At 73.7% G+C, this 17,404-nt stretch carries 18 protein-coding genes; 5 read left to right on the top strand and 13 right to left on the bottom strand.

Features of this window, described 5'->3' with window-relative positions:
- Nucleotides 1-114: 114 nt before the first annotated feature.
- From ACZ5GH_RS07375 to ACZ5GH_RS07395, 5 genes are read right to left on the bottom strand one after another with little or no spacing between them, the layout of a single operon-like run.
- On the bottom strand, nt 115-1,116 hold the full coding sequence (locus ACZ5GH_RS07375; protein WP_387759914.1) for an ABC transporter ATP-binding protein: 1,002 nt from the start codon (nt 1,114-1,116) through the stop codon (nt 115-117).
- A complete protein-coding gene (locus ACZ5GH_RS07380) occupies nt 1,116-2,114 on the bottom strand; it encodes an ABC transporter ATP-binding protein (RefSeq protein WP_387759912.1) in 999 nt (332 codons plus the stop codon). The genes ACZ5GH_RS07375 and ACZ5GH_RS07380 overlap by 1 nt, the downstream gene beginning before the upstream one ends.
- On the bottom strand, nt 2,114-3,100 hold the full coding sequence (locus ACZ5GH_RS07385; protein ID WP_464333750.1) for an ABC transporter permease: 987 nt from the start codon (nt 3,098-3,100) through the stop codon (nt 2,114-2,116). The genes ACZ5GH_RS07380 and ACZ5GH_RS07385 overlap by 1 nt, the downstream gene beginning before the upstream one ends.
- Entirely contained in the window at nt 3,097-4,221 is a 1,125-nt protein-coding gene (locus ACZ5GH_RS07390) for an ABC transporter permease (RefSeq protein ID WP_387759909.1), read from the bottom strand. Before ACZ5GH_RS07390 ends, ACZ5GH_RS07385 begins: the two co-directional genes overlap by 4 nt.
- Before the next feature lie 13 nt (nt 4,222-4,234).
- A complete protein-coding gene (locus ACZ5GH_RS07395; RefSeq protein ID WP_464333751.1) occupies nt 4,235-5,983 on the bottom strand; it encodes an ABC transporter substrate-binding protein in 1,749 nt (582 codons plus the stop codon).
- Between the two features lie 161 nt (nt 5,984-6,144).
- Here ACZ5GH_RS07395 and ACZ5GH_RS07400 point away from each other — a divergent pair, with 161 nt between their 5' ends.
- Nucleotides 6,145-7,596, top strand: coding sequence for an aminopeptidase P family protein (locus ACZ5GH_RS07400; protein ID WP_464333752.1), 1,452 nt, complete (start codon nt 6,145-6,147; stop codon nt 7,594-7,596).
- A gap of 16 nt (nt 7,597-7,612) precedes the next feature.
- On the opposite strand, the gene ACZ5GH_RS07405 is transcribed toward ACZ5GH_RS07400, so the two are convergent.
- From ACZ5GH_RS07405 to ACZ5GH_RS07425, 5 genes are all read right to left on the bottom strand, one after another.
- A complete protein-coding gene (locus ACZ5GH_RS07405) occupies nt 7,613-7,918 on the bottom strand; it encodes a helix-turn-helix domain-containing protein (protein ID WP_464333753.1) in 306 nt (101 codons plus the stop codon).
- Between the two features lie 20 nt (nt 7,919-7,938).
- Nucleotides 7,939-8,310, bottom strand: a complete 372-nt coding sequence (locus tag ACZ5GH_RS07410; RefSeq protein ID WP_387759903.1) for a type II toxin-antitoxin system RelE/ParE family toxin — start codon at nt 8,308-8,310, stop codon at nt 7,939-7,941.
- Nucleotides 8,311-8,410: 100 nt separating this feature from the next.
- Nucleotides 8,411-9,433 carry a nitronate monooxygenase gene (locus tag ACZ5GH_RS07415; protein WP_464333754.1) on the bottom strand — a complete coding sequence of 341 codons (1,023 nt, stop codon included), beginning with the start codon at nt 9,431-9,433 and terminating at the stop codon, nt 8,411-8,413.
- A gap of 81 nt (nt 9,434-9,514) precedes the next feature.
- Nucleotides 9,515-10,147 carry a response regulator transcription factor gene (locus tag ACZ5GH_RS07420; protein ID WP_464333755.1) on the bottom strand — a complete coding sequence of 211 codons (633 nt, stop codon included), beginning with the start codon at nt 10,145-10,147 and terminating at the stop codon, nt 9,515-9,517.
- Nucleotides 10,144-11,349: a sensor histidine kinase gene (locus tag ACZ5GH_RS07425; protein WP_464333756.1), complete on the bottom strand. Its 1,206-nt coding sequence runs from the start codon at nt 11,347-11,349 to the stop codon at nt 10,144-10,146. The genes ACZ5GH_RS07420 and ACZ5GH_RS07425 overlap by 4 nt, the downstream gene beginning before the upstream one ends.
- Before the next feature lie 164 nt (nt 11,350-11,513).
- Between ACZ5GH_RS07425 and ACZ5GH_RS07430 the strand changes: the two genes are divergently transcribed.
- Together ACZ5GH_RS07430 and ACZ5GH_RS07435 are read left to right on the top strand one after the other, a co-directional pair.
- The gene (locus ACZ5GH_RS07430; protein ID WP_387759898.1) at nt 11,514-12,590 is read left to right on the top strand and encodes an ABC transporter permease; all 1,077 of its coding nucleotides are present in this window, start codon (nt 11,514-11,516) and stop codon (nt 12,588-12,590) included.
- Complete coding sequence (locus ACZ5GH_RS07435) at nt 12,587-13,267, top strand: ABC transporter ATP-binding protein (RefSeq protein ID WP_387759896.1); 681 nt, start codon at nt 12,587-12,589, stop codon at nt 13,265-13,267. Before ACZ5GH_RS07430 ends, ACZ5GH_RS07435 begins: the two co-directional genes overlap by 4 nt.
- 160 nt (nt 13,268-13,427) lie before the next feature.
- Here ACZ5GH_RS07435 and ACZ5GH_RS07440 read toward each other — a convergent pair whose 3' ends face one another.
- Both ACZ5GH_RS07440 and ACZ5GH_RS07445 read right to left on the bottom strand, forming a co-directional pair.
- Complete coding sequence (locus ACZ5GH_RS07440; RefSeq protein WP_387759894.1) at nt 13,428-14,138, bottom strand: GntR family transcriptional regulator; 711 nt, start codon at nt 14,136-14,138, stop codon at nt 13,428-13,430.
- A 181-nt stretch (nt 14,139-14,319) separates the two neighbouring features.
- Nucleotides 14,320-15,201 (bottom strand): NAD(P)-dependent oxidoreductase, encoded by an 882-nt coding sequence (locus ACZ5GH_RS07445; RefSeq protein ID WP_387759892.1) that lies wholly within the window; start codon nt 15,199-15,201, stop codon nt 14,320-14,322.
- A 227-nt stretch (nt 15,202-15,428) separates the two neighbouring features.
- Between ACZ5GH_RS07445 and ACZ5GH_RS07450 the strand changes: the two genes are divergently transcribed.
- Complete coding sequence (locus tag ACZ5GH_RS07450; protein ID WP_464336802.1) at nt 15,429-15,986, top strand: TetR/AcrR family transcriptional regulator; 558 nt, start codon at nt 15,429-15,431, stop codon at nt 15,984-15,986.
- Between the two features lie 148 nt (nt 15,987-16,134).
- Nucleotides 16,135-16,464, top strand: coding sequence for a hypothetical protein (locus ACZ5GH_RS07455; protein ID WP_387759890.1), 330 nt, complete (start codon nt 16,135-16,137; stop codon nt 16,462-16,464).
- Nucleotides 16,465-16,468: 4 nt separating this feature from the next.
- On the opposite strand, the gene ACZ5GH_RS07460 is transcribed toward ACZ5GH_RS07455, so the two are convergent.
- A complete protein-coding gene (locus ACZ5GH_RS07460) occupies nt 16,469-17,401 on the bottom strand; it encodes an ornithine cyclodeaminase family protein (protein ID WP_464333757.1) in 933 nt (310 codons plus the stop codon).
- Between the last annotated feature and the right edge of the window lie 3 nt (nt 17,402-17,404).

A 17,404-nucleotide genomic window follows, 5' to 3' on the forward strand; every position in this document is an offset into this window, starting at 1 on the left:
AACGACCGGGGCGGGGAACGACCGGGACGGGAAGAGCTGGAGCCGGGTGGAACCCGGTCGGACGCGGCCCTCGCAGGGTTCCCCGCCGCGTCCGACCGGGGGTCTTGTGGCGCCTCAGGCCTCCGGGAAGTGGCAGGCCGCCCGGCGCTCGCCGGGCCCGGCGATCCTCAGCAGCGGCCGCTCGGTCCGGCAGAGGTCCTGGGCCTTCGGGCAGCGCGGGTGGAAGCTGCACCCGGGCGGCGGGTCGGCCGGGCTCGGCGGGTCGCCGAGCAGGACGATCCGCTCCCGGTTCCGCTCCGCCTCCGGGTCCGGCAGCGGGACGGCGGACAGCAGCGCCCTGGTGTACGGGTGCGCGGGGCTGCCGTACACCTCGGCCTTGTCGCCGATCTCCACGATCCGGCCCAGGTACATCACCGCGACCCGGTCGCAGACCCGCTTGACCACCGAGAGGTCGTGCGCGATGAACACGTACGCCAGCCCCAGCTCCTGCTGGAGCCGCTCCATCAGGTTGACCACCTGGGCCTGGATGGAGACGTCCAGCGCGGAGACCGGCTCGTCGGCGACCACCAGCCGCGGCGAGGTGGCCAGCGAGCGGGCGATGCCGATGCGCTGGGCCTGGCCGCCGGAGAACTCGTGCGGGTAGCGGTCCAGGTGCTCGGGGATCAGCCCGACCAGCTCCATCAGCTCGGCGGCCCGCTTGCGCGCCGCCGTCGCGCTCTCGCCCTGGACGAGCAGCGGCTCGGAGATGATCCGGGCCACCGTCTGCCGGGGGTTGAGCGAGGAGTACGGGTCCTGGAAGACCATCTGGAGGTCGCGCCGGTGCGGCCGCAGCCGGGCCTGGGAGAGCCCGCCGATCTCGGTGCCGTCGAAGGTGACGGTGCCCGAGGTCGGGTCGAGCAGCCGGACGATCATCCGCCCGGTGGTGGACTTGCCGCAGCCGGACTCGCCGACCAGGCCGAGCGTCTCCCCCGCCCCGACGTCGAAGCTCACCCCGTCCACCGCCCGGATCGGCGCTCCGGGCCGGCCGGTGCGGCCGCGCCGGCCGGGGAAGGTCTTCACCAGGTCCCGTACGGACAGCAGCGGTTCGGCCGCGCCCTTCGTCGACGGCGTGGTCATCACAGCACCCCTTCCGGCACCAGCGGCAGGTGGCAGGCGGCCTGGTGGCCGGGGGCGAGCAGGTCGAGCGGGGGGCGCTCGGCCAGGCAGCGGGCGTGCTCCTCGGCGGACGCGGCGGCGGTGCGGGCGCAGCGCGGGGCGAAGGAGCAGCCGGGGGCGGGGGCGATCAGCGACGGCGGGCTGCCGGGGATGGCCCGCAGCGGGGTGTCGTCGGTGTCGTCCAGGCGCGGCAGCGAGTCCAGCAGGCCGCGCGTGTACGGGTGCGCGGGCCGGGCGAACAGCCGGTCCACCGGGGCCTGTTCGGCGGCCCGGCCGCCGTACATGACCAGCACCTCGTGGGCGACCCGGGCGACCACGCCGAGGTCGTGGGTGATCATCACGACGCCGAGGCCGCGCTCCTGCTGGATCCGGGCGATCAGGTCGAGGATCTGCGCCTGGACGGTGACGTCGAGCGCCGTGGTGGGCTCGTCGGCGATCAGCAGCTCGGGCTCGCAGGCGAGCGCCATCGCGATCATGACGCGCTGGCGCATGCCGCCGGAGAACTGGTGCGGGTACTCGTCGACCCGGCGGGCCGGCTCCGGGATGCCGACCTCGGCCAGCATCTCCACCGCCCGGGCCCGGCCGGCCCTGCGGCCGGCCCTGAAGTGCACCCGGTAGTGCTCGGCGATCTGCTCCCCGACCGTGTAGAAGGGGTGCAGGCTGGACAGCGGGTCCTGGAAGATCATCGCGATCCGGCGGCCCCGGACGGTGCCGAGCTCCCGCTCCCCCAGGCCGCCCAGCTCCTGTCCGTTCAGCCGGATCGAGCCGGTGACGGTGGCGCCGCGGTGCAGGCCCATGACGGCGAGCGAGGTGACGGACTTCCCGCTGCCCGACTCGCCGACCAGGCCGAGGGTGCGCCCGGCCCGAACGGTGAAGGAGATCCCGTCCACCGCCCGGACGCTGCCGCGCGGGGTGTCGAAGGCGACCTTGAGGTCCTCGACCTCCAACAACTCGGTCATCAGTACCTCACTCTCGGGTCGACGAAGGCGTAGAGCAGGTCGACCAGCAGGTTCGCCGCGACGATGAAGAAGGCCGCGAGCAGGGTGACCCCGAGGATGACCGGCTGGTCCGACCGGGCCAGGCCGTCGTAGAACAGCCGGCCGACGCCGGGCAGGCCGAAGATCGACTCGGTGATGACCGCGCCGGCCAGCAGGCCGCCGAGGTCCATCCCGAAGATGGTCAGGATCGGCGTCATCCCGGAGCGCAGCCCGTGCTTGACGGTGACCGTCCGCGGCGGCAGGCCCTTGGCCCGGGCGGTGCGGATGTACGGTTCGGCCATCGCCTCGATCATCGAGTTGCGGCTCTGCCGGGCGTACATCGCCGCGTACAGCAGGGCCAGCGCGATCCACGGCAACAGCAGGTTGGAGCCCCACCGCAGGGGGTTCTCGGTGAACTCGTGGTACGCGGGGTAGGGCAGCACTCCGGCCGTCCTGACGACGCCCCAGATCAGCATGATCGAGGTGAAGTAGACCGGCAGCGAGGCGGTGCCGACGGACAGCACCATCAGCGCCCTGTCGAGCGGCCGGCCCTTGCGCAGCGCCGAGGTGACGCCCGCGCCGAGGCCGAGGACCAGCCAGAGCACGGCCGCGCCGAGCGCCAGCGAGACGGAGACCGGCAGGCGGTCGGTCAGCAGGTCCCACACCGGCAGCCCGTACTCGTAGGAGTAGCCGAGGCAGGGGAAGCCGCAGTGCACCGCGCTGGGGCCGGAGCCGTACTCGCGGCCGGCGAAGATGCCGCCGAGGTAGGCGAGGAACTGCTCCCAGAGCGGCTTGTCCAGGCCCATCGCCGCCTTGACGTCGGCGAGCCGCTCGGGGCTGCAGGTCTTGCCGCAGGCGGCCGCGGCCGGGTCGTTGGGCAGCAGGTAGAAGATGGTGAAGGTGATGGCGCAGATGGCGAGCAGGATGCCCGCCACGCCGAGCAGCCGGCGGCCGAGGTAGAGGATCACGACCGGCCTCCCCGGGGGTCGAGGATGTCGCGCAGCGCGTCCCCGAGCAGGGTGAAGGCGAGCACGGCGACGAACAGGAAGGCGGTCGGGATCAGGAAGTAGGTCGGGTCGGTCTCGTAGTGCACGATGCTCTCGGCGATCATCTGGCCCCAGGACGCGGTCGGCGGGCGGACGCCCACACCGAGGTAGCTGAGCGCGGCCTCGGTGGCGATCATCCCGGGGATGAGCAGGGTGGTGTAGGCGATGATCGGGCCGGAGACGTTCGGCAGGATCTCGCGGGTGAGGATCCGCCAGGAGCGCGCCCCGCCGACCTTGGCGGCCTCGACGTACTCGCGGTGCTTGAGCGAGAGGGTCTGGCCGCGCACCACCCGGGCGATGCCGGGCCAGGTGAACAGCCCGATCACCAGGGTGATCAGCAGGATCCGGTTGACGTCCTTGGCCACCGACATCATCGCGATCATGAAGATCAGCGAGGGGAAGGACATCGTGAGGTCCATCAGCCGGGACAGCACGGTGTCGGTGCGACCGCCGAAGTAGCCCGCCGCGATGCCGGCCAGGGTCCCGACGACCACGACGACGGCGGTCGCGGTGAACGCGATCAGCAGGGAGACCTGCCCGCCGTGCAGCACCCGGGCGAACAGGTCGCGGCCGGTGATGGGCTCGACGCCCAGCCAGTGGCGGGCGCTGATGCCGCCGAAGTCGCCCCGGGGCAGGCCGCCCAGGTACGGGTCGACGGCGCGCTTGTCGAACTCCTCGGGGGTCCAGCCGCCGAGCGAGCCGAGCGGGCCGGCCAGCGCGGCGGCCAGCAGCAGCACGCCGACGGTGACCAGTCCGAACCGGGCCGGGCCCTTGGCCCACAGCTGGTCCCAGACCAGCCGCCAGGGCCCGCGCCCGGAACTCCTCCCGGCGCCCGGCGCCGTGGACCCGGCCACGGCGCCGGGCTCGGCCACGGCGACGGACTCGGCGACGGTGACGGGCTCGGCCGTCCCCCGCCCGGCTCCGGCCGCTCCCGTTCCGGTGCCGACGCTCCCCGCTCCGGCACCCTCCGCGCTCGCCCGTCGCTCGTCACGCTCGGCACCGGCGCGTCCTTCGGCTCCCGAAGGTGTGGTGGTGTTGCTCATCGCTGCCGGTCCCTCACTTGCCCTTGGCGGGGTCCTTGAGGCCGACCGTGGCCAGGTCGATCATGCCGGCGTAGCCCGAGTTGCCGAACGCGCCGGCCACGTTGGTGCCGACCAGCAGCGGGCGGCGCTGCCAGAGCAGCGGAACGGCCGGGGCCTTCCTCATCAGCTCCTCGTCCAGTTGCTTCCAGGCCTTGTTGGCCTCGTTGACGTCCGTCATGGCCGCGATCTGGTCCATCCGGTCCATCGTGGCCTGGTCCTTGAACTGGCTGTAGTTGCCCTGGTTGCCCTTCTCCTTGATGGTGCGGCCGTCGAAGAGGAACGGCAGGAAGGTCGCACCGGAGGGGTAGTCGGGGCACCAGCCGCTGAGGGTCAGCTCGGGGGCGTTCTTGATGTCGCCGACGGTGTCGGCGAAGGCGGACGCGTCGACGGTGTTCACGGTGACCTGGACGCCGGCCTTGGACAGCGACTGCTGGATCGCCTCGGCGCGGGTCTTGTCGCCGGTCGAGACGGTGAGCGAGACCTTGAGGTCGGTCCTGCCCGCGTCCTTGAGCAGCGACTTGGCCTTCTCCGGGTCGCCGGCCACCGGGATCTTCAGCGGGTCGGACTTGGCGCCGCCGGTCAGCGACGGCGGCAGGAAGGAGGTCGCCGCGTCGGTCACCGCGGGCCCGCCGAAGGCGGTCACCTGGGCCTCGCGGTCGACCGCCCACATCATCGCCTCGCGCACCTTCGGGTCGTCGAAGGGGGCCTTGGCGGTGTTCAGGTAGAGCATGTCGGTGCAGCCGGTCTGCTCGGCGACCATGCGGGCCCTGACATCCGCCTTGGGCAGCACCTTGGCGACGGTCTCGTGCTGCATCCAGGGCATGTTGATGGCGTTGGCGTCGGCGCCGTCGCTGGCGATGATCCGGTCGTCGGCCTGGCCGCCCTTGATGCCCTGGGTGACCACGACCCGGTCCGGGTAGGCCTTGCGGACGGTGTCGGTGGACTGGTCCCAGTTGGTGTTGCGGACCAGCACCAGCTGCTTGCCGCGGTCGTAGCTCTCGATCTTGTACGGGCCGGAGGAGAACGGCCGGGCGTCGTACTGGGTGCCCCTCTCCTGGGACTGCGGCACCGGGGAGAAGGTCGGCAGGGTGACGGTGTCCGAGAACTCGGCGACCGGGCGCTTCAGGTGGAAGACGATGGTGCGGTCGTCCGGGGTCTCGATGCTCGCCAGGTGCTCGCCGTTCAGCGGGCCCTTGTAGTTCTCGCCGCCCTCCATGTACTGGATCGCGTAGTCGGGGCCGCCGGTGAGGTCCGGGGAGAAGGACCGCTCGACGTTGTACTTGATGTCGGCGGACCGGATCGGCGTGCCGTCCTCGTACTTCAGGCCCTCCTTGAGGGTGAAGGTCCACACCTTGCCGCCCTCGGAGGACTTGCCCAGGTCGGTGGCGAGGTCCGGGACGATCTCGCTGCCGGCCGCGCCCGGCTCGGACTTGAAGGTGGTCAGGGTCCGGTAGATCAGCCGGGTGCCGAAGTCCATGTGCGGCACCACCCAGTTGCGGGCCGGGTCCAGGTGCGCGAAGTCCTGGTTGGTCAGGACGGTGAGGGTGCCGCCCTTGGCCGGGGTGCCGCCGACGACCGAGCCGGCCGCCGCGCCCGGGCCCCTGCTGTCGGAGGGGGCGGCGCCGCTGCCGCTGTCGCTCTTGTCGTTCGAGCAGGCCCCGAGGCCGAGAGTGATTGTCGCCGCGAGGGCCGCCGAGAGGGCGGCGTGGGTGCGCCTGGTCATGTGCAACTCCGCTGTGGGGGGCCTGATCGTCCGACCTGGCCGCTGCGCTGTGTGACCCGTAACATAGTAATGTGAAATTGCACTGCACAAGAGGTGACGCCACCCGTTACCGAGCTGTGTCCGTGCCCCGCATCTCCCCAGCCCCGCCTAGGAGTTCACCGGTGACCCTGCCCCCGACCGGCCTCAACACCGGGAGCCACGACCTCCCGGTCTCCCCCGCCCTCGCCTCCTACATGGCCACCCAGTGGGCCGCCACCCCCCTGCCCGCGGACCGGCGCGTGCCCGGCCACGACCGCTTCCCCGGCCGCCGCGCCCGGCTCTCCGCCGCCTTCCCCGGCGAGCGGCTGGTCGTCCCCGCCGGGCGCCTCAAGGTCCGCTGCAACGACCTCGACCACCGCTTCCGCCCGCACAGCGCGTACGTCTGGCTCACCGGCCTCACCGGCGAGGACCAGGCCGACCACGTCCTGGTCCTCGAACCGGCCGGGCCCGACGGCCACGAGCCGGTCCTCTACCTGCGCCCGCGCTCCCCGCGCGACGGCGGCGAGTTCTACCGCGACCGCCGCTACGGCGAGTTCTGGGTCGGCGCCCGGCCCGACCTCGCCGAGGCCGCCCGGCTCACCGGGGTGCGCACCGAACACCTCGACGACCTCGGCAAGCTGCTCACCGGCCCGCAGCCGCCCACCCGGGTGCTGGCCGGCACCGACCCGCTGGTCGACGAGGCCACCGGACGGCCCACCGGGGACCACCGGGACGGCGAACTGGCCGCCGTGCTCTCCGAGTTGCGCCTGGTCAAGGACCAGTGGGAGATCGGCCAGCTGCAACTGGCCGTCGACCACACCGTCACCGGCTTCGAGGACGTCGTCCGCGCCCTGCCCACCGCGCTGCGCCACCACCGCGGCGAGCGCTGGATCGAGGGCGTCTTCGACCTGCGCGCCCGCGCCGAGGGCAACGGCACCAGCTACACCACGATCGCCGCCTCCGGCGCCCACTCCTGCGTGCTGCACTGGATCCGCAACGACGGCGCCCTGGACCCCGGCTCCCTGCTGCTGCTGGACGCCGGCGTCGAGACCGACACGCTCTACGCCGCCGACATCACCCGCACCCTCCCGCTCAGCGGCACCTTCAGCCCGGTCCAGCGCCAGGCCTACGACCTCGTCCTCGCCGCCCAGAGCGCCGGCATCGCCGCCCTGCGCCCGGGGGCCCGGTTCCGCGACTTCCACCGCGCCGCCATGCGGGTCATCGCCGAGGGCCTCGCCGACTGGGGCGTCCTGCCCGTCTCCGCCGAGGAGGCCCTCGCCGAGGACAACGGCCTCTACCGCCGCTACACCCTCTGCGGCAGCGGCCACATGCTCGGCCTCGACTACCACGACTGCGCCAAGGCCCGCGCCGACCGCTACCTCGACGGCACCCTGGAGGAGGGCATGGTCCTCACCGTCGAACCCGGCCTCTACCTCCAGCCCGACGACGAGACCCTCCCCGCCGAACTCCGCGGCCTCGGCATCCGCATCGAGGACGACCTCGTCATCACCCCCGACGGCGCCCACCTGATGTCCGGCGCCCTCCCCCGCGAGGCCGGGGCCGTCGAGTCCTGGATGGCCGACCTGCTGAGCTGAGGCAGCGAGCGGACGATCAGGCCACCTTGATCGTCCGCTCGCCCCGCCGGACCGTCACCTCGACCTCGCCGCCGATCGCCGCGGAATACGCCCGCAGGTTGTCCAGGCTGTCCACCTGCCCGTGCTCGATCTGCGACACCCGCGCCTGGCTCACGCCCATCAGCGCGGCGACCTCCTTCTGGGTCAGCCCAGCCGTCTTCCGCATCTCGGCCAGCTCGTAGCCACGGATCCGAGCAAGCATCTCCTGGCGAACCAGCGCTCGCCTCGTCTCCGCCTCCGGCGTCACCAGCTCGGGAAACCGCTTCACGACCTCGGCTCGCACCTCGGTCCACCTACGCCCCTTCATCGGCGTGCTCCGTTCCGTTGCTCCTCGACGTAATCTGCGTAGCGCATCTCAGCCAACGGGATCGACTCGTCGTACCACTCGGACCAACGACCGGATTTGTCACCGGCCACCAGGATGATGGCCTCCCGTTCCTGGTCGAAGACGAATAGCATGCGCACCTCACTGGCGCCCGACGAACCCGGCCTCAGTTCTTTGAGGTTGTGCAAGCGGCTGCGGTGGATCCGATCCACCGCAGGCCGCCCCAGGGTCGGACCCTCGTCAGCCAACAAGTCCAGCGCCTCAAGAATGTTCTCCGCCGTTTTGGGGTCGTCCTCGCAGACCTGCAAGTACCACTCCTCAACCGGCGCCAGAAGCGTGATCTCCCACATACGGCTACGTTAAGTTGTCTCTTATACGTTACCGCGCGCTTCCCCGCTCAATCCACTCCTGCGAGGGACAACACCCACCGCCCAGCGCGCCCCCGGCGCGCTACCTCCGCGCCGCGTGCCAGAGGTCGGTGACGATGGTCTCCGCCGGGCCCGTGCGGGCGAGCTTGTGGGCGGTGCCGGCCCACAGGTGCATGGCGGACGTGTCGCCGCGGCGGGCGGCGGCGGTGCGCAGGGGGGTGGTGAGGTGGTGGACCTCGGGATAGGCGGGCGGGGCGTACGGGCCGTGGCGGTCGATGAAGGCGTTGCGCAGGCCGCGGGCCGGGCGGCCGGTGAAGGCGCGGGTGACGGCCGTCTCCGGGAGCTCGACGAGCGCCGCCCGGTGGGCGGCCGAGGCGCCGGACTCGTCCGACCGCAGCAGCGCCGTGCCCAGCTGCACCGCCACCGCCCCCGCCCGCAGCGCCGCCGCGACGGCCGCGCCGTCGCCGAGCCCGCCCGCGGCGACCAGCGGCAGCGCCGTCACCTCCCGCACGGCGCCCAGCAGTTCGAGCAGCGGCAGCTCCCCCGGCCGGTCCGCCACCCGGTGGGTGCCCCGGTGGCCGCCCGCCTCCGGGCCCTGCACGCACAGCGCGTCCATCCCGACGGCCTCCGCCGCCCGCGCCTCTTCCGGCGTGGTGACGGTGCCGACCTGGGTGCTGCCGGCCGCCCGCACCGCCGCCGCCTCCTCGGCCGTCGGCAGCCCGAAGGTGTACGAGACCACCGGCACCGGGTCCGCGAGCAGCGCGGCGAGCTTGGCGTCCCAGTCGTCCCGGTCCGGCCCGATCTCCTCCGGCAGCGTCACGCCCCACTGGTCGGCCTCGGGCCGCAGCCGCTCCCGGTACGCCGCGACGGCCGCCGCGTCCCCGGGCGGGCCGGGCACGAAGAGGTTCACCCCGTACGGCCGGTCGGTCGACCCCCGTACCGCGGCGATCTGCTCGGCCATCCCGGCGGCGGTCCTCATCCCGGCCGCCAGGAACCCCAGCCCGCCGGCCCGGTTCACCGCCGCCACCAGCTCGGGCGTCGAGGGGCCGCCCGCCATCGGGGCGGCGATCACGGGTACGGCGAGCCGGTCGAGCCGGACGGTCATCGGGCGCTCCTCACACTGCCGCGGGCACGGAACACTGCTGCGGGTCCGGACCGCTGCCGCGGGTACGGCCCGCTGCCCACCCTACGCTCGGCGGATCAGCCCCCGCCTCCGCGCCTCCCGCACCGCCGCCGTGCGCGAGTCCACCCCCAACTTGTTGTAGATGTGCACCAGGTGGGACTTCACCGTGGCCTGACTCAGGTGCAGCCGCTGGCTGACCTGCTGGTTGGTCAGCCCGTCCGCGACCAGCCCCAGCACCTCGGTCTCCCGGGCGCTGAGCGCCGCCGCCGGCGTCCGCATCCGCTCCAGCAGCCGGTCCGCCACGCTGGGCGCCAGCGCGCTGCGCCCGGCCGCGGCCGCCCGTACCGCCTGGGCCAGCTCCTCCGGCGGCGCGTCCTTCAGCAGGTAGCCGGTGGCGCCCGCCTCCAGGGCCGGCAGGGTGTCCGCGTCGGTGTCGTACGTGGTGACCACCAGCACCCGCGGCGCGCCCGCCCGGGCGGTGATCGCCGCGGTGGCCTGCGCCCCGTTCATCGCCGACCCCGGCCCGAACTGGAGGTCCATCAGCACCACGTCGACGCCCGCCTCGGCGGCCAGCTCGACGGCCCGCTCGGCGGTGGCCGCCTCCGCCACGATGGCGAAGTCCGGCTCGCACTCCAGCACCGCCCGCAGCCCGGCCCGCACCACCGGGTGGTCGTCCGCGATGAGCAGCCGGATCACGGGCCGGCCTCCGGGGCGACCGGCAGCTGCACCGCCACCGTCGTCCCCTGCCCGGGCGCCGACTCCACCGTGAAACCGCCGCCGAGCGCCCGTGCCCGGGCCCGCATCGACGGCAGTCCGAACCCGCCGTCCCCGCCGGCGCGGCCGGCGGCCGCCGCCGGATCGAACCCGGCCCCGTCGTCGTACACGTCCAGTGCCACCTCACCCTCCATGTAGCTGAGTGTCACCTCGGCCCGGGTGGCCCCCGCGTGCCGCACGGTGTTGCCGAGCGCCGACTGCGCGATCCGCAGCAGCGCGACCTCCTGCGCGGCCGGCAGCCGGACCGGGTCACCGGAGACGTGCAGGTGGACGGGCAGCGCGCCGTGCGCCGCCGTGGTGGCGCAGAGCCGCTCCAGCGCGACCGGCAGCGGGTCGCCGTCCAGCGCGGGCGGGGTGAGCGCCCGGACGAACCGCCGCGCCTCGTCCAGGTTGTCCTGGGCGGCCTGCCGCGCCTGCTCGACGTACCCGGCGGCGGTCTCGGTGCGCTCCGGCAGGGCCCGCTGGGCCGCCCGCAGCAGCAGCTGGACGGAGCTGAGGCCCTGCGCGAGGGTGTCGTGGATCTCCCGGGCGAGCCGCTCGCGCTCGGCCAGCACGCCGGCCGCGTGGTGCGCGGCGGCGAGGTCGGCGCGAGCGGCGGTCAGCTCGTCGATCAGCCGGCGGCGCTCCTCGCTCTCCCGGTACAGCGCCTGGTAGCCGAGCACGGTGGCGGTGGCGACGGCCGCGCCGAGCGCGGGCCCGATCGAGGCGGCGAAGCCGAAGCTCCGCTGGTGCCAGGACCACGCGGCGATCGCCGCGGCGGCGGTCAGCCCGACGGCGACCAGCCCGCCGCGCCGCCCCAGCAGGTGCAGCTCCAGGAAGTACAGCGGGAACGCCAGCCAGACCCCGTCCTGGGTGGCGATCAGCACGCCCGCCCAGGTGACGCCGAGCAGCGCCAGCCAGAGCGCGGCCGCCCGGCGCGAGCGGCGCACGGCGGCCAGCTGCGGTCCGACGGTGTAGACGGCGGCCATCGCGGTGGCCGCGGCGGCGACGGCGGCCGGATCGCCGCCCCGGTCGGCGAGGACGGCCCGGGCGACGGCGAGCGCCAGCAGGCCCGCCACGAGCAGGTGCAGGCAGACCTGGAGGACGCGGGCGACGGGGGTGGTCCTGGATCGTTCGGTCGCCATCCGTCCAGCCTAGGTTCCGCACTCGGAGCCCGGCATCAATCAAAAGGTTGAACTCCGCTTCTGCCCTTTGATGCCCAGGATGCAATCCCCGGCGCGATGCCTCCGGGCCCCCTGGTCCGGGACGGTGGAAGAGTCGAGAACACCTGTGCAGAGGAAGGCTCACCTTGTTCGTCGCCTGGAGGGACCTGAGGTTCGCCAAGGGGCGGTTCGCCCTGATGGGAACCGTCATCGTGCTGATCACCGTCCTGGTCGGCCTGCTGTCCGGGCTGACCGCCGGACTCGGCCGGCAGAACATCTCCGCGATCACCGGCCTGCCCGCCGACCACCTGGTCTTCGGGAGACCCGCCGACGGCCAGAAGCTCTCCTTCACCGACTCCCAGGTCACCCCCGAGCAGTGGCAGGCCTGGGCCCGCGAGCCCGGCGTCACCTCCGCCGAGCCGCTCGGCATCACCACCACCAAGGCCGCCGCCGGCCGGCGCACCGCCGCGCTCTCCGCCTTCGGCGTCCCGGAGGGCTCCGGGCTCGCCCCGCAGGGCGTCCGGATCGCCCCCGGCCAGGCCGTGCTGTCCAGGACCGCCGCCGAGAACCTGGGCGGCCTCGCCCCCGGCGCCGGCCTCACCCTGGCCGGGCACCCGCTGCGGGTCGCCGCCGTCGAGGGCGACGCCGCGTACAGCCACACCCCGGTGATCTGGACCAGCCTCGCCGACTGGCAGCAGGCCGCCCCCGGCGGCGCCGGCCACGCCACCGTCATCGCCCTCCGCACGGCCGGCGGCGCCGACCTGGCCGGCGCCGACGCCCGCCACGGCACCGAGACCCGCACCCGCGACGACGCCCTCACCGCGATCGGCTCCTACACCTCGGAGAACGGCTCCCTCCAGCTGATGCGCGGCTTCCTGTTCGCCATCTCGGCCCTGGTGATCGGCGCGTTCTTCACCGTGTGGACGATCCAGCGCAGCGGCGACATCGCCGTCCTCAAGGCCCTCGGCGCCTCCACCCGCTACCTGCTGCGCGACGCCCTCGGCCAGGCCGTCCTGCTGCTGGTCGGCGGCACGGTCGTCGGCACCGCGATCGCCCTCGGTGCCGGCTCGCTGATCGGCTCCGCCGTCCCGTTCGTGCTGGACGCCCCGACCCTCCTGCTGCCCGCGGCCGTCATGATCGCCCTCGGCGCGATCGGCGCGGCCCTGTCCATCCGCCGGATCACCTCCGTCGACCCGCTGACCGCCCTGGGGAGTGCCCGATGACTCTGATCCTCGACCGCATCACGCTGACCTACCCGGACGGCGACGGCCGGCTCACCGCGCTGGACGAGGTCTCGCTGACCGTCCCCGAGGGCTCGCTCACCGCCGTCGTCGGCCCTTCCGGCTCCGGCAAGTCCAGCCTGCTGGCGGTGGCCGCCACCCTGATCGCCCCGGACTCCGGGCAGGTCGTCATCGACGGCACCGACACCACGGGCCTCGACCGGGCGGAGCTCACCGCGCTGCGCCGCACCAGGATCGGCATCGTCTTCCAGCAGCCCAACCTGCTGCCCTCGCTCACCGCCGTGGAGCAGCTGCAGGTGATGGCCCACCTCGACGGCCGGGCCCCGCGCGGAGCGCTCCCCCGCGCCCTGGAACTGCTGGACGCCGTCGGCCTGCGCGACCAGGCCGCCCGCCGCCCGCACCAGCTCTCCGGCGGCCAGCGCCAGCGGGTCAACATCGCCCGCGCCCTGATGAACGACCCCACCGTCCTGCTGGTCGACGAACCCACCAGCGCCCTCGACCACGAACGCGGCGCCGCCGTCCTCGACCTGATCACCGACCTCACCCACCGCCGGGCCACCGCCACCGTGCTGGTCACCCACGACCGCACCCACCTGACGGCCGTCGACCAGGTCGCCGAGGTCCACGACGGGAGGCTCACCCTGCCCGCGGCGGTCTAGCCAGGCAAGGAGCTCCGCCGCCGAAAGCCTGCCCGGGAAAGGTCTCGAAGAGGTGCTCGGCCATGTCGAGCGCGTTGTTCCGCACGCAGTGATTCCTCTGCGCGCGATTCTCTGACGCCGACCATCGCCCAGTACTTCACCCGGACGGGCGGTTCGGCCCCTACCGGGACCGCAGGCGCAGGGCGGAGGGCTCCTGCTCGGCGGGCTTGTCCTCGCCGGCCCACAGGGAGCGGACGTGGCTGAGGTGGCGGGTCATGCAGGCCTCGGCCCCGGCCGCGTCGCCGGCCAGCAGCAGGTCCAGCAGCTCCAGGTGCTCCTCCGCCGAGGAGACCAGCTCGCCGCGCTCGTCGAGCCGGTTGAGGCCGTACAGCCGGGAGCGCTTGCGCAGGTCGCCGACCACCTCGACCAGCCGGGCGTTGCCGGCCAGCCCCAGCAGGTCCAGGTGGAACTGGCGGTCGGCCTCCAGGTAGCCGATCAGGTCGTGCTTGCGGGCCGCCGCGACGATCGCCTCGGCCTGCGGGCGCAGCCGCTCCAGCTGCTCCCTGGTGGCGGTGCGCGCGACCCGGCCGACGGTCGGGACCTCGATCAGGGCGCGGATCTCGGTGTAGTCGTCGAGGTCGCGGTCGGTCAGCTCGGTGACCCGGAACCCCTTGTTGCGGACGGCCTCGACCAGGCCCTCGCGGGCGAGGTCGAGCATGGCCTCGCGGACCGGGGTCGCGGAGACGCCGAAGTCGGCGGCGAGCGCGGGTGCGGAGTAGACGACGCCGGGGCGCAGTTCGCCGGAGATCAGGGCCGCCCGGAGCGCGTGGGCGACCTGGTCGCGAAGCCGCTCCTGTACGGAGATCAGGGTGCGGGATTTGAGGTCGGCCATGGTGTTCCTCCGGGTGGGTGCAGAACACCAGCGTACAATGTCACGTTACGTTGCGTACGCAACCGCCCATGATTCGAACACCCGCCACGGCAGGCTCTCGTGGCGCCGAAAGCCATGGTGGCAGTGGCCGTCGGCCGTGACAACGGCCGACGGCACACGACCTTCGGGTCCGCACGGAGGGCTACGCCCGGCGGAACCGGCCCACCAGCGTGGTCAGGCTGGCCGCACCGTCGCCGGCCGCCACGCCCCGGCGGACCGCCTCCGCCAGGACGGCCGGCAGCGCGCCGTCCACCCCGGAGGCCTCCGCGGTGTGCTGGACGTGCTCGATGCTCGCCAGCGCCATGGCCAGCCGGTCGACGTCCCCGCGGTGGTCCCCGGCGGTGATCCGCGGCGCGTAGAACTCCATCAGCCGCGGCACCAGCGAGGCGGTCGGGAGGGCGTACGGCAGGAACTCCTCGGCCGGGATGCCGTTGGCCTCGGCGATCGACATGGCGTGCAGGTAGCCGACCATCGAGGACCAGAACAGGTCCATCTGGATCTGGTAGTACAGCTGCGCCAGCCCGGGGTCGTCGCCCCGGTAGTCGGCCCCGGTGAGCACCTCCAGGGCGGCCCGGTGCCGCTGGAACAGCTCGACCGGGCCGCTGTAGAAGGTGGACGACTCCGGGCTGCCGATGCCCGACGGCGGCACCTGCACCCCGCCGGTCAGGTGTCCGGCACCGCGCTCGGCCAGCCAGCGGGCGGCCTCCCGGGCCCGCCCGGGGGTGTCCGAGCTGAGGTTGGCGATCACCTTCCCGCCGAGCACCGGCTCGACCGACTCCAGCACCTTGAACACCGCGTCGTAGTCGGTGAGGCTGAGCACCACCAGCTCGTTGGCGGCCACCGCCGCCTGCGCGCCGGACGCCTCCCGCGCACCCCGGGCGACGAGCTCGTCGGCCCGCCCGGCCGTGCGGTTCCACACCGTGACGGCGTACCCGGCGTCCAGGAACGCCCCGGCCATGGCGTGCCCCATCGGGCCGAGCCCGATCACCGTCACGGATCGCTTCGACTGCTGCTCCACGGACATGCGTCTTCCCCTCCTCTGGAACGAACGCTCTATTCAGAGCGCCGGAGCCGACGCTAGCACAGGACTGGAACGAACGCTCTACTCAGAATCTCGGCTAGGATCGCGACGTGAAGACGCCCGAGAGAGTCGCCGCGAAGACGGCCTCGAAGACAGCCGCGACGGCCGTCGCGAAGGCACGCGCGAAGACGACCGCGCAGGCCGAGGCGAAGCCCGGCACCCGCGAGCGGATCGTCCGGGCCACCTCGCGGCTGCTGCAGCGCCAGGGGTACGAGGGCACCGGGATCAAGCAGATCTCCCGCGAGGCCGAGGCCACCCTCGGCTCGGTCTACCACTTCTTCCCGGGCGGCAAGCAGGAGTTGGCCGCCGAGGCGATCCGGCACGGGGACGAGGAGTTCGCCGTCCTGCTGCGCGCCGGGTTCGACTCCTCGCCGGACCTGGGCGAGGCGATGACCGCCTGCACCCGGCTGCTCGCCGAGGAACTGCGCGCGTCCGACTGGCAGGACGGCTGCCCGATCACCAGCACCGCGCTGGAGACGGTCGGCCGGGTGCCGGTGATCGAGGAAGCGGTGACCGAGGCCTTCGCCAACTGGCAGGCCGTCGTGGCGGAACGGCTGAGCGCCGCGGGCATCGGCGAGGAGGACGCCCGCGAGCTGGCCGGCACCGTGATCAGCGCCCTGGAGGGCGCCGAGCTCGCCGCCCAGGTCGCCCGCAGCGAGGAGCCGCTGCTGGTCGCCGGCAAGCACCTGGCGCGGCTGCTCGGCTCCTACCTCGACGGTCGGCCCTGACACCCCGGCGCCGAACCCCCGCCGCCGCCACCGCCGCCACCACCGCCATCACCGTCGGAGAACGTGAGGAGCCGGCGCAGCGGGGGATCCCTTCCCGCTGCGCCGGCTCCGGTCTCACAACTCCCGACCTCGGCCAGGAGTAACGGACTTGTCGATCGATATCGCGCTGTACGACGGCCGCCCGAACAGCGGCCACCGGACCGCCCCCAGGATGCTGCACCTCTCCAGTCCGGGCGAGGCCCTCGACGACGCCCTGGCCCGGCACACCGATCCGGCCCGCCACCGGCTGGGCCGGATCGACCCGTACCGCGACACCCTGTTCAACGAGCAGGACGCCGGCGCGGCCTTCGAGGAGGCCACCGCCCTGCTCGCCCGCTGCACCACCGAGGCGCAGCGGGCGGCCGTCCGCGAGCTTCGCAACCTGCTCGCCAACTGCGCCGCCATCCCGGGCAGTTGGCTCGTCCTGCAGGGTGACTGAACGGCTACTGCCGCCGGTACGCCTCCGCCGCGACGGCCAGGTCCTCCCAGGCCATCCCGACGCTCTTGAAGAACCGCGGCCGCCCGTCCGGCACCAGCGCGTCGCCGCGCACCAGCTCCGCGAGGTTCCACAGCTGCCGCCCGGCCACGCCCGCCATCACCAGGTCCCCGGCCTCCCGGTCCACGACCGCGCGGGCCTCCACGTACAGCTCGGCCCGCTCCACCAGCAGCCCGTCCACTTCCCGCGCGTCCGGCTCGTGCGAGCCGACCGCCGCCACCGCCGCGTGCGCGGGCACCAGCCCGCCGTCGAACAGCGGCGTGCGCGCGGTGGTGCAGCAGACCACCAGGTCCGCGTCGCGGACCGCCCGCGGCCCGCCGACCTCGGCCGTCAGCCCGAGCTTGCGCGCGTACGCCGCCAGTGCCTCCGCCCGTTCGGCGTTGCGCGCCACCACGGTGAGCCGGCGCAGCGGCCGGACGGCGAGCAGCGCGTCCAGGTGCCCGTACGCCTGCGGCCCGGAGCCGAACAGCACCAGGTGCTCGGCCTCCGGCACCGCCAGCCGCCGCAGCGCGGCCGCGGTGACGGCGGGCGTGCGCAGCGCGGTGAGCGCGGCGCCGTCCAGCACGGCGAGCGGCTGCAGGGTGGGCCCGTCCAGCAGCAGGTAGCTGCCGGTGATCCGGGGCAGCCCCCGCTCCGGGTTGGCGGGCGCGACCCCGGCGATCTTCACGCCCGCGAACGGCCCGGCGGCGGCCGGCATCATCAGCAGTTCGCCGGCGGGCACCGGTACGGCCGATCGGGCGGGTGCCGCCTCCGGGTCGAACCCGTCCAGCAGCACCCGCTCGATCGCCCCCACCGCACCGGCGGGCCCGAGCCCGCCGGTGCCCGGCACGGTGTACTGGAGCGGCACAACCTCCGTACCGGGCGGTGCGGACGGGCTCATGGC

The sequence above is a fragment of the Kitasatospora sp. Xyl93 genome (genome assembly GCF_055383135.1).

Excerpts from the sequence above, each read along its gene's own strand:
- ACZ5GH_RS07375 (WP_387759914.1), bottom strand. The coding sequence starts at position 1,116 with ATGACCACGCCGTCGACGAAGGGCGCGGCCGAACCGCTGCTGTCCGTA.
- ACZ5GH_RS07380 (WP_387759912.1), bottom strand. The coding sequence starts at position 2,114 with ATGACCGAGTTGTTGGAGGTCGAGGACCTCAAGGTCGCCTTCGACACC.
- ACZ5GH_RS07390 (WP_387759909.1), bottom strand. The coding sequence starts at position 4,221 with ATGAGCAACACCACCACACCTTCGGGAGCCGAAGGACGCGCCGGTGCC.
- ACZ5GH_RS07395 (WP_464333751.1), bottom strand. The coding sequence starts at position 5,983 with ATGACCAGGCGCACCCACGCCGCCCTCTCGGCGGCCCTCGCGGCGACA.
- ACZ5GH_RS07410 (WP_387759903.1), bottom strand. The coding sequence starts at position 8,310 with ATGTGGGAGATCACGCTTCTGGCGCCGGTTGAGGAGTGGTACTTGCAG.
- ACZ5GH_RS07415 (WP_464333754.1), bottom strand. The coding sequence starts at position 9,433 with ATGACCGTCCGGCTCGACCGGCTCGCCGTACCCGTGATCGCCGCCCCG.
- ACZ5GH_RS07425 (WP_464333756.1), bottom strand. The coding sequence starts at position 11,349 with ATGGCGACCGAACGATCCAGGACCACCCCCGTCGCCCGCGTCCTCCAG.
- ACZ5GH_RS07435 (WP_387759896.1), top strand. The coding sequence starts at position 12,587 with ATGACTCTGATCCTCGACCGCATCACGCTGACCTACCCGGACGGCGAC.
- ACZ5GH_RS07440 (WP_387759894.1), bottom strand. The coding sequence starts at position 14,138 with ATGGCCGACCTCAAATCCCGCACCCTGATCTCCGTACAGGAGCGGCTT.
- ACZ5GH_RS07445 (WP_387759892.1), bottom strand. The coding sequence starts at position 15,201 with ATGTCCGTGGAGCAGCAGTCGAAGCGATCCGTGACGGTGATCGGGCTC.
- ACZ5GH_RS07460 (WP_464333757.1), bottom strand. The coding sequence starts at position 17,401 with ATGAGCCCGTCCGCACCGCCCGGTACGGAGGTTGTGCCGCTCCAGTAC.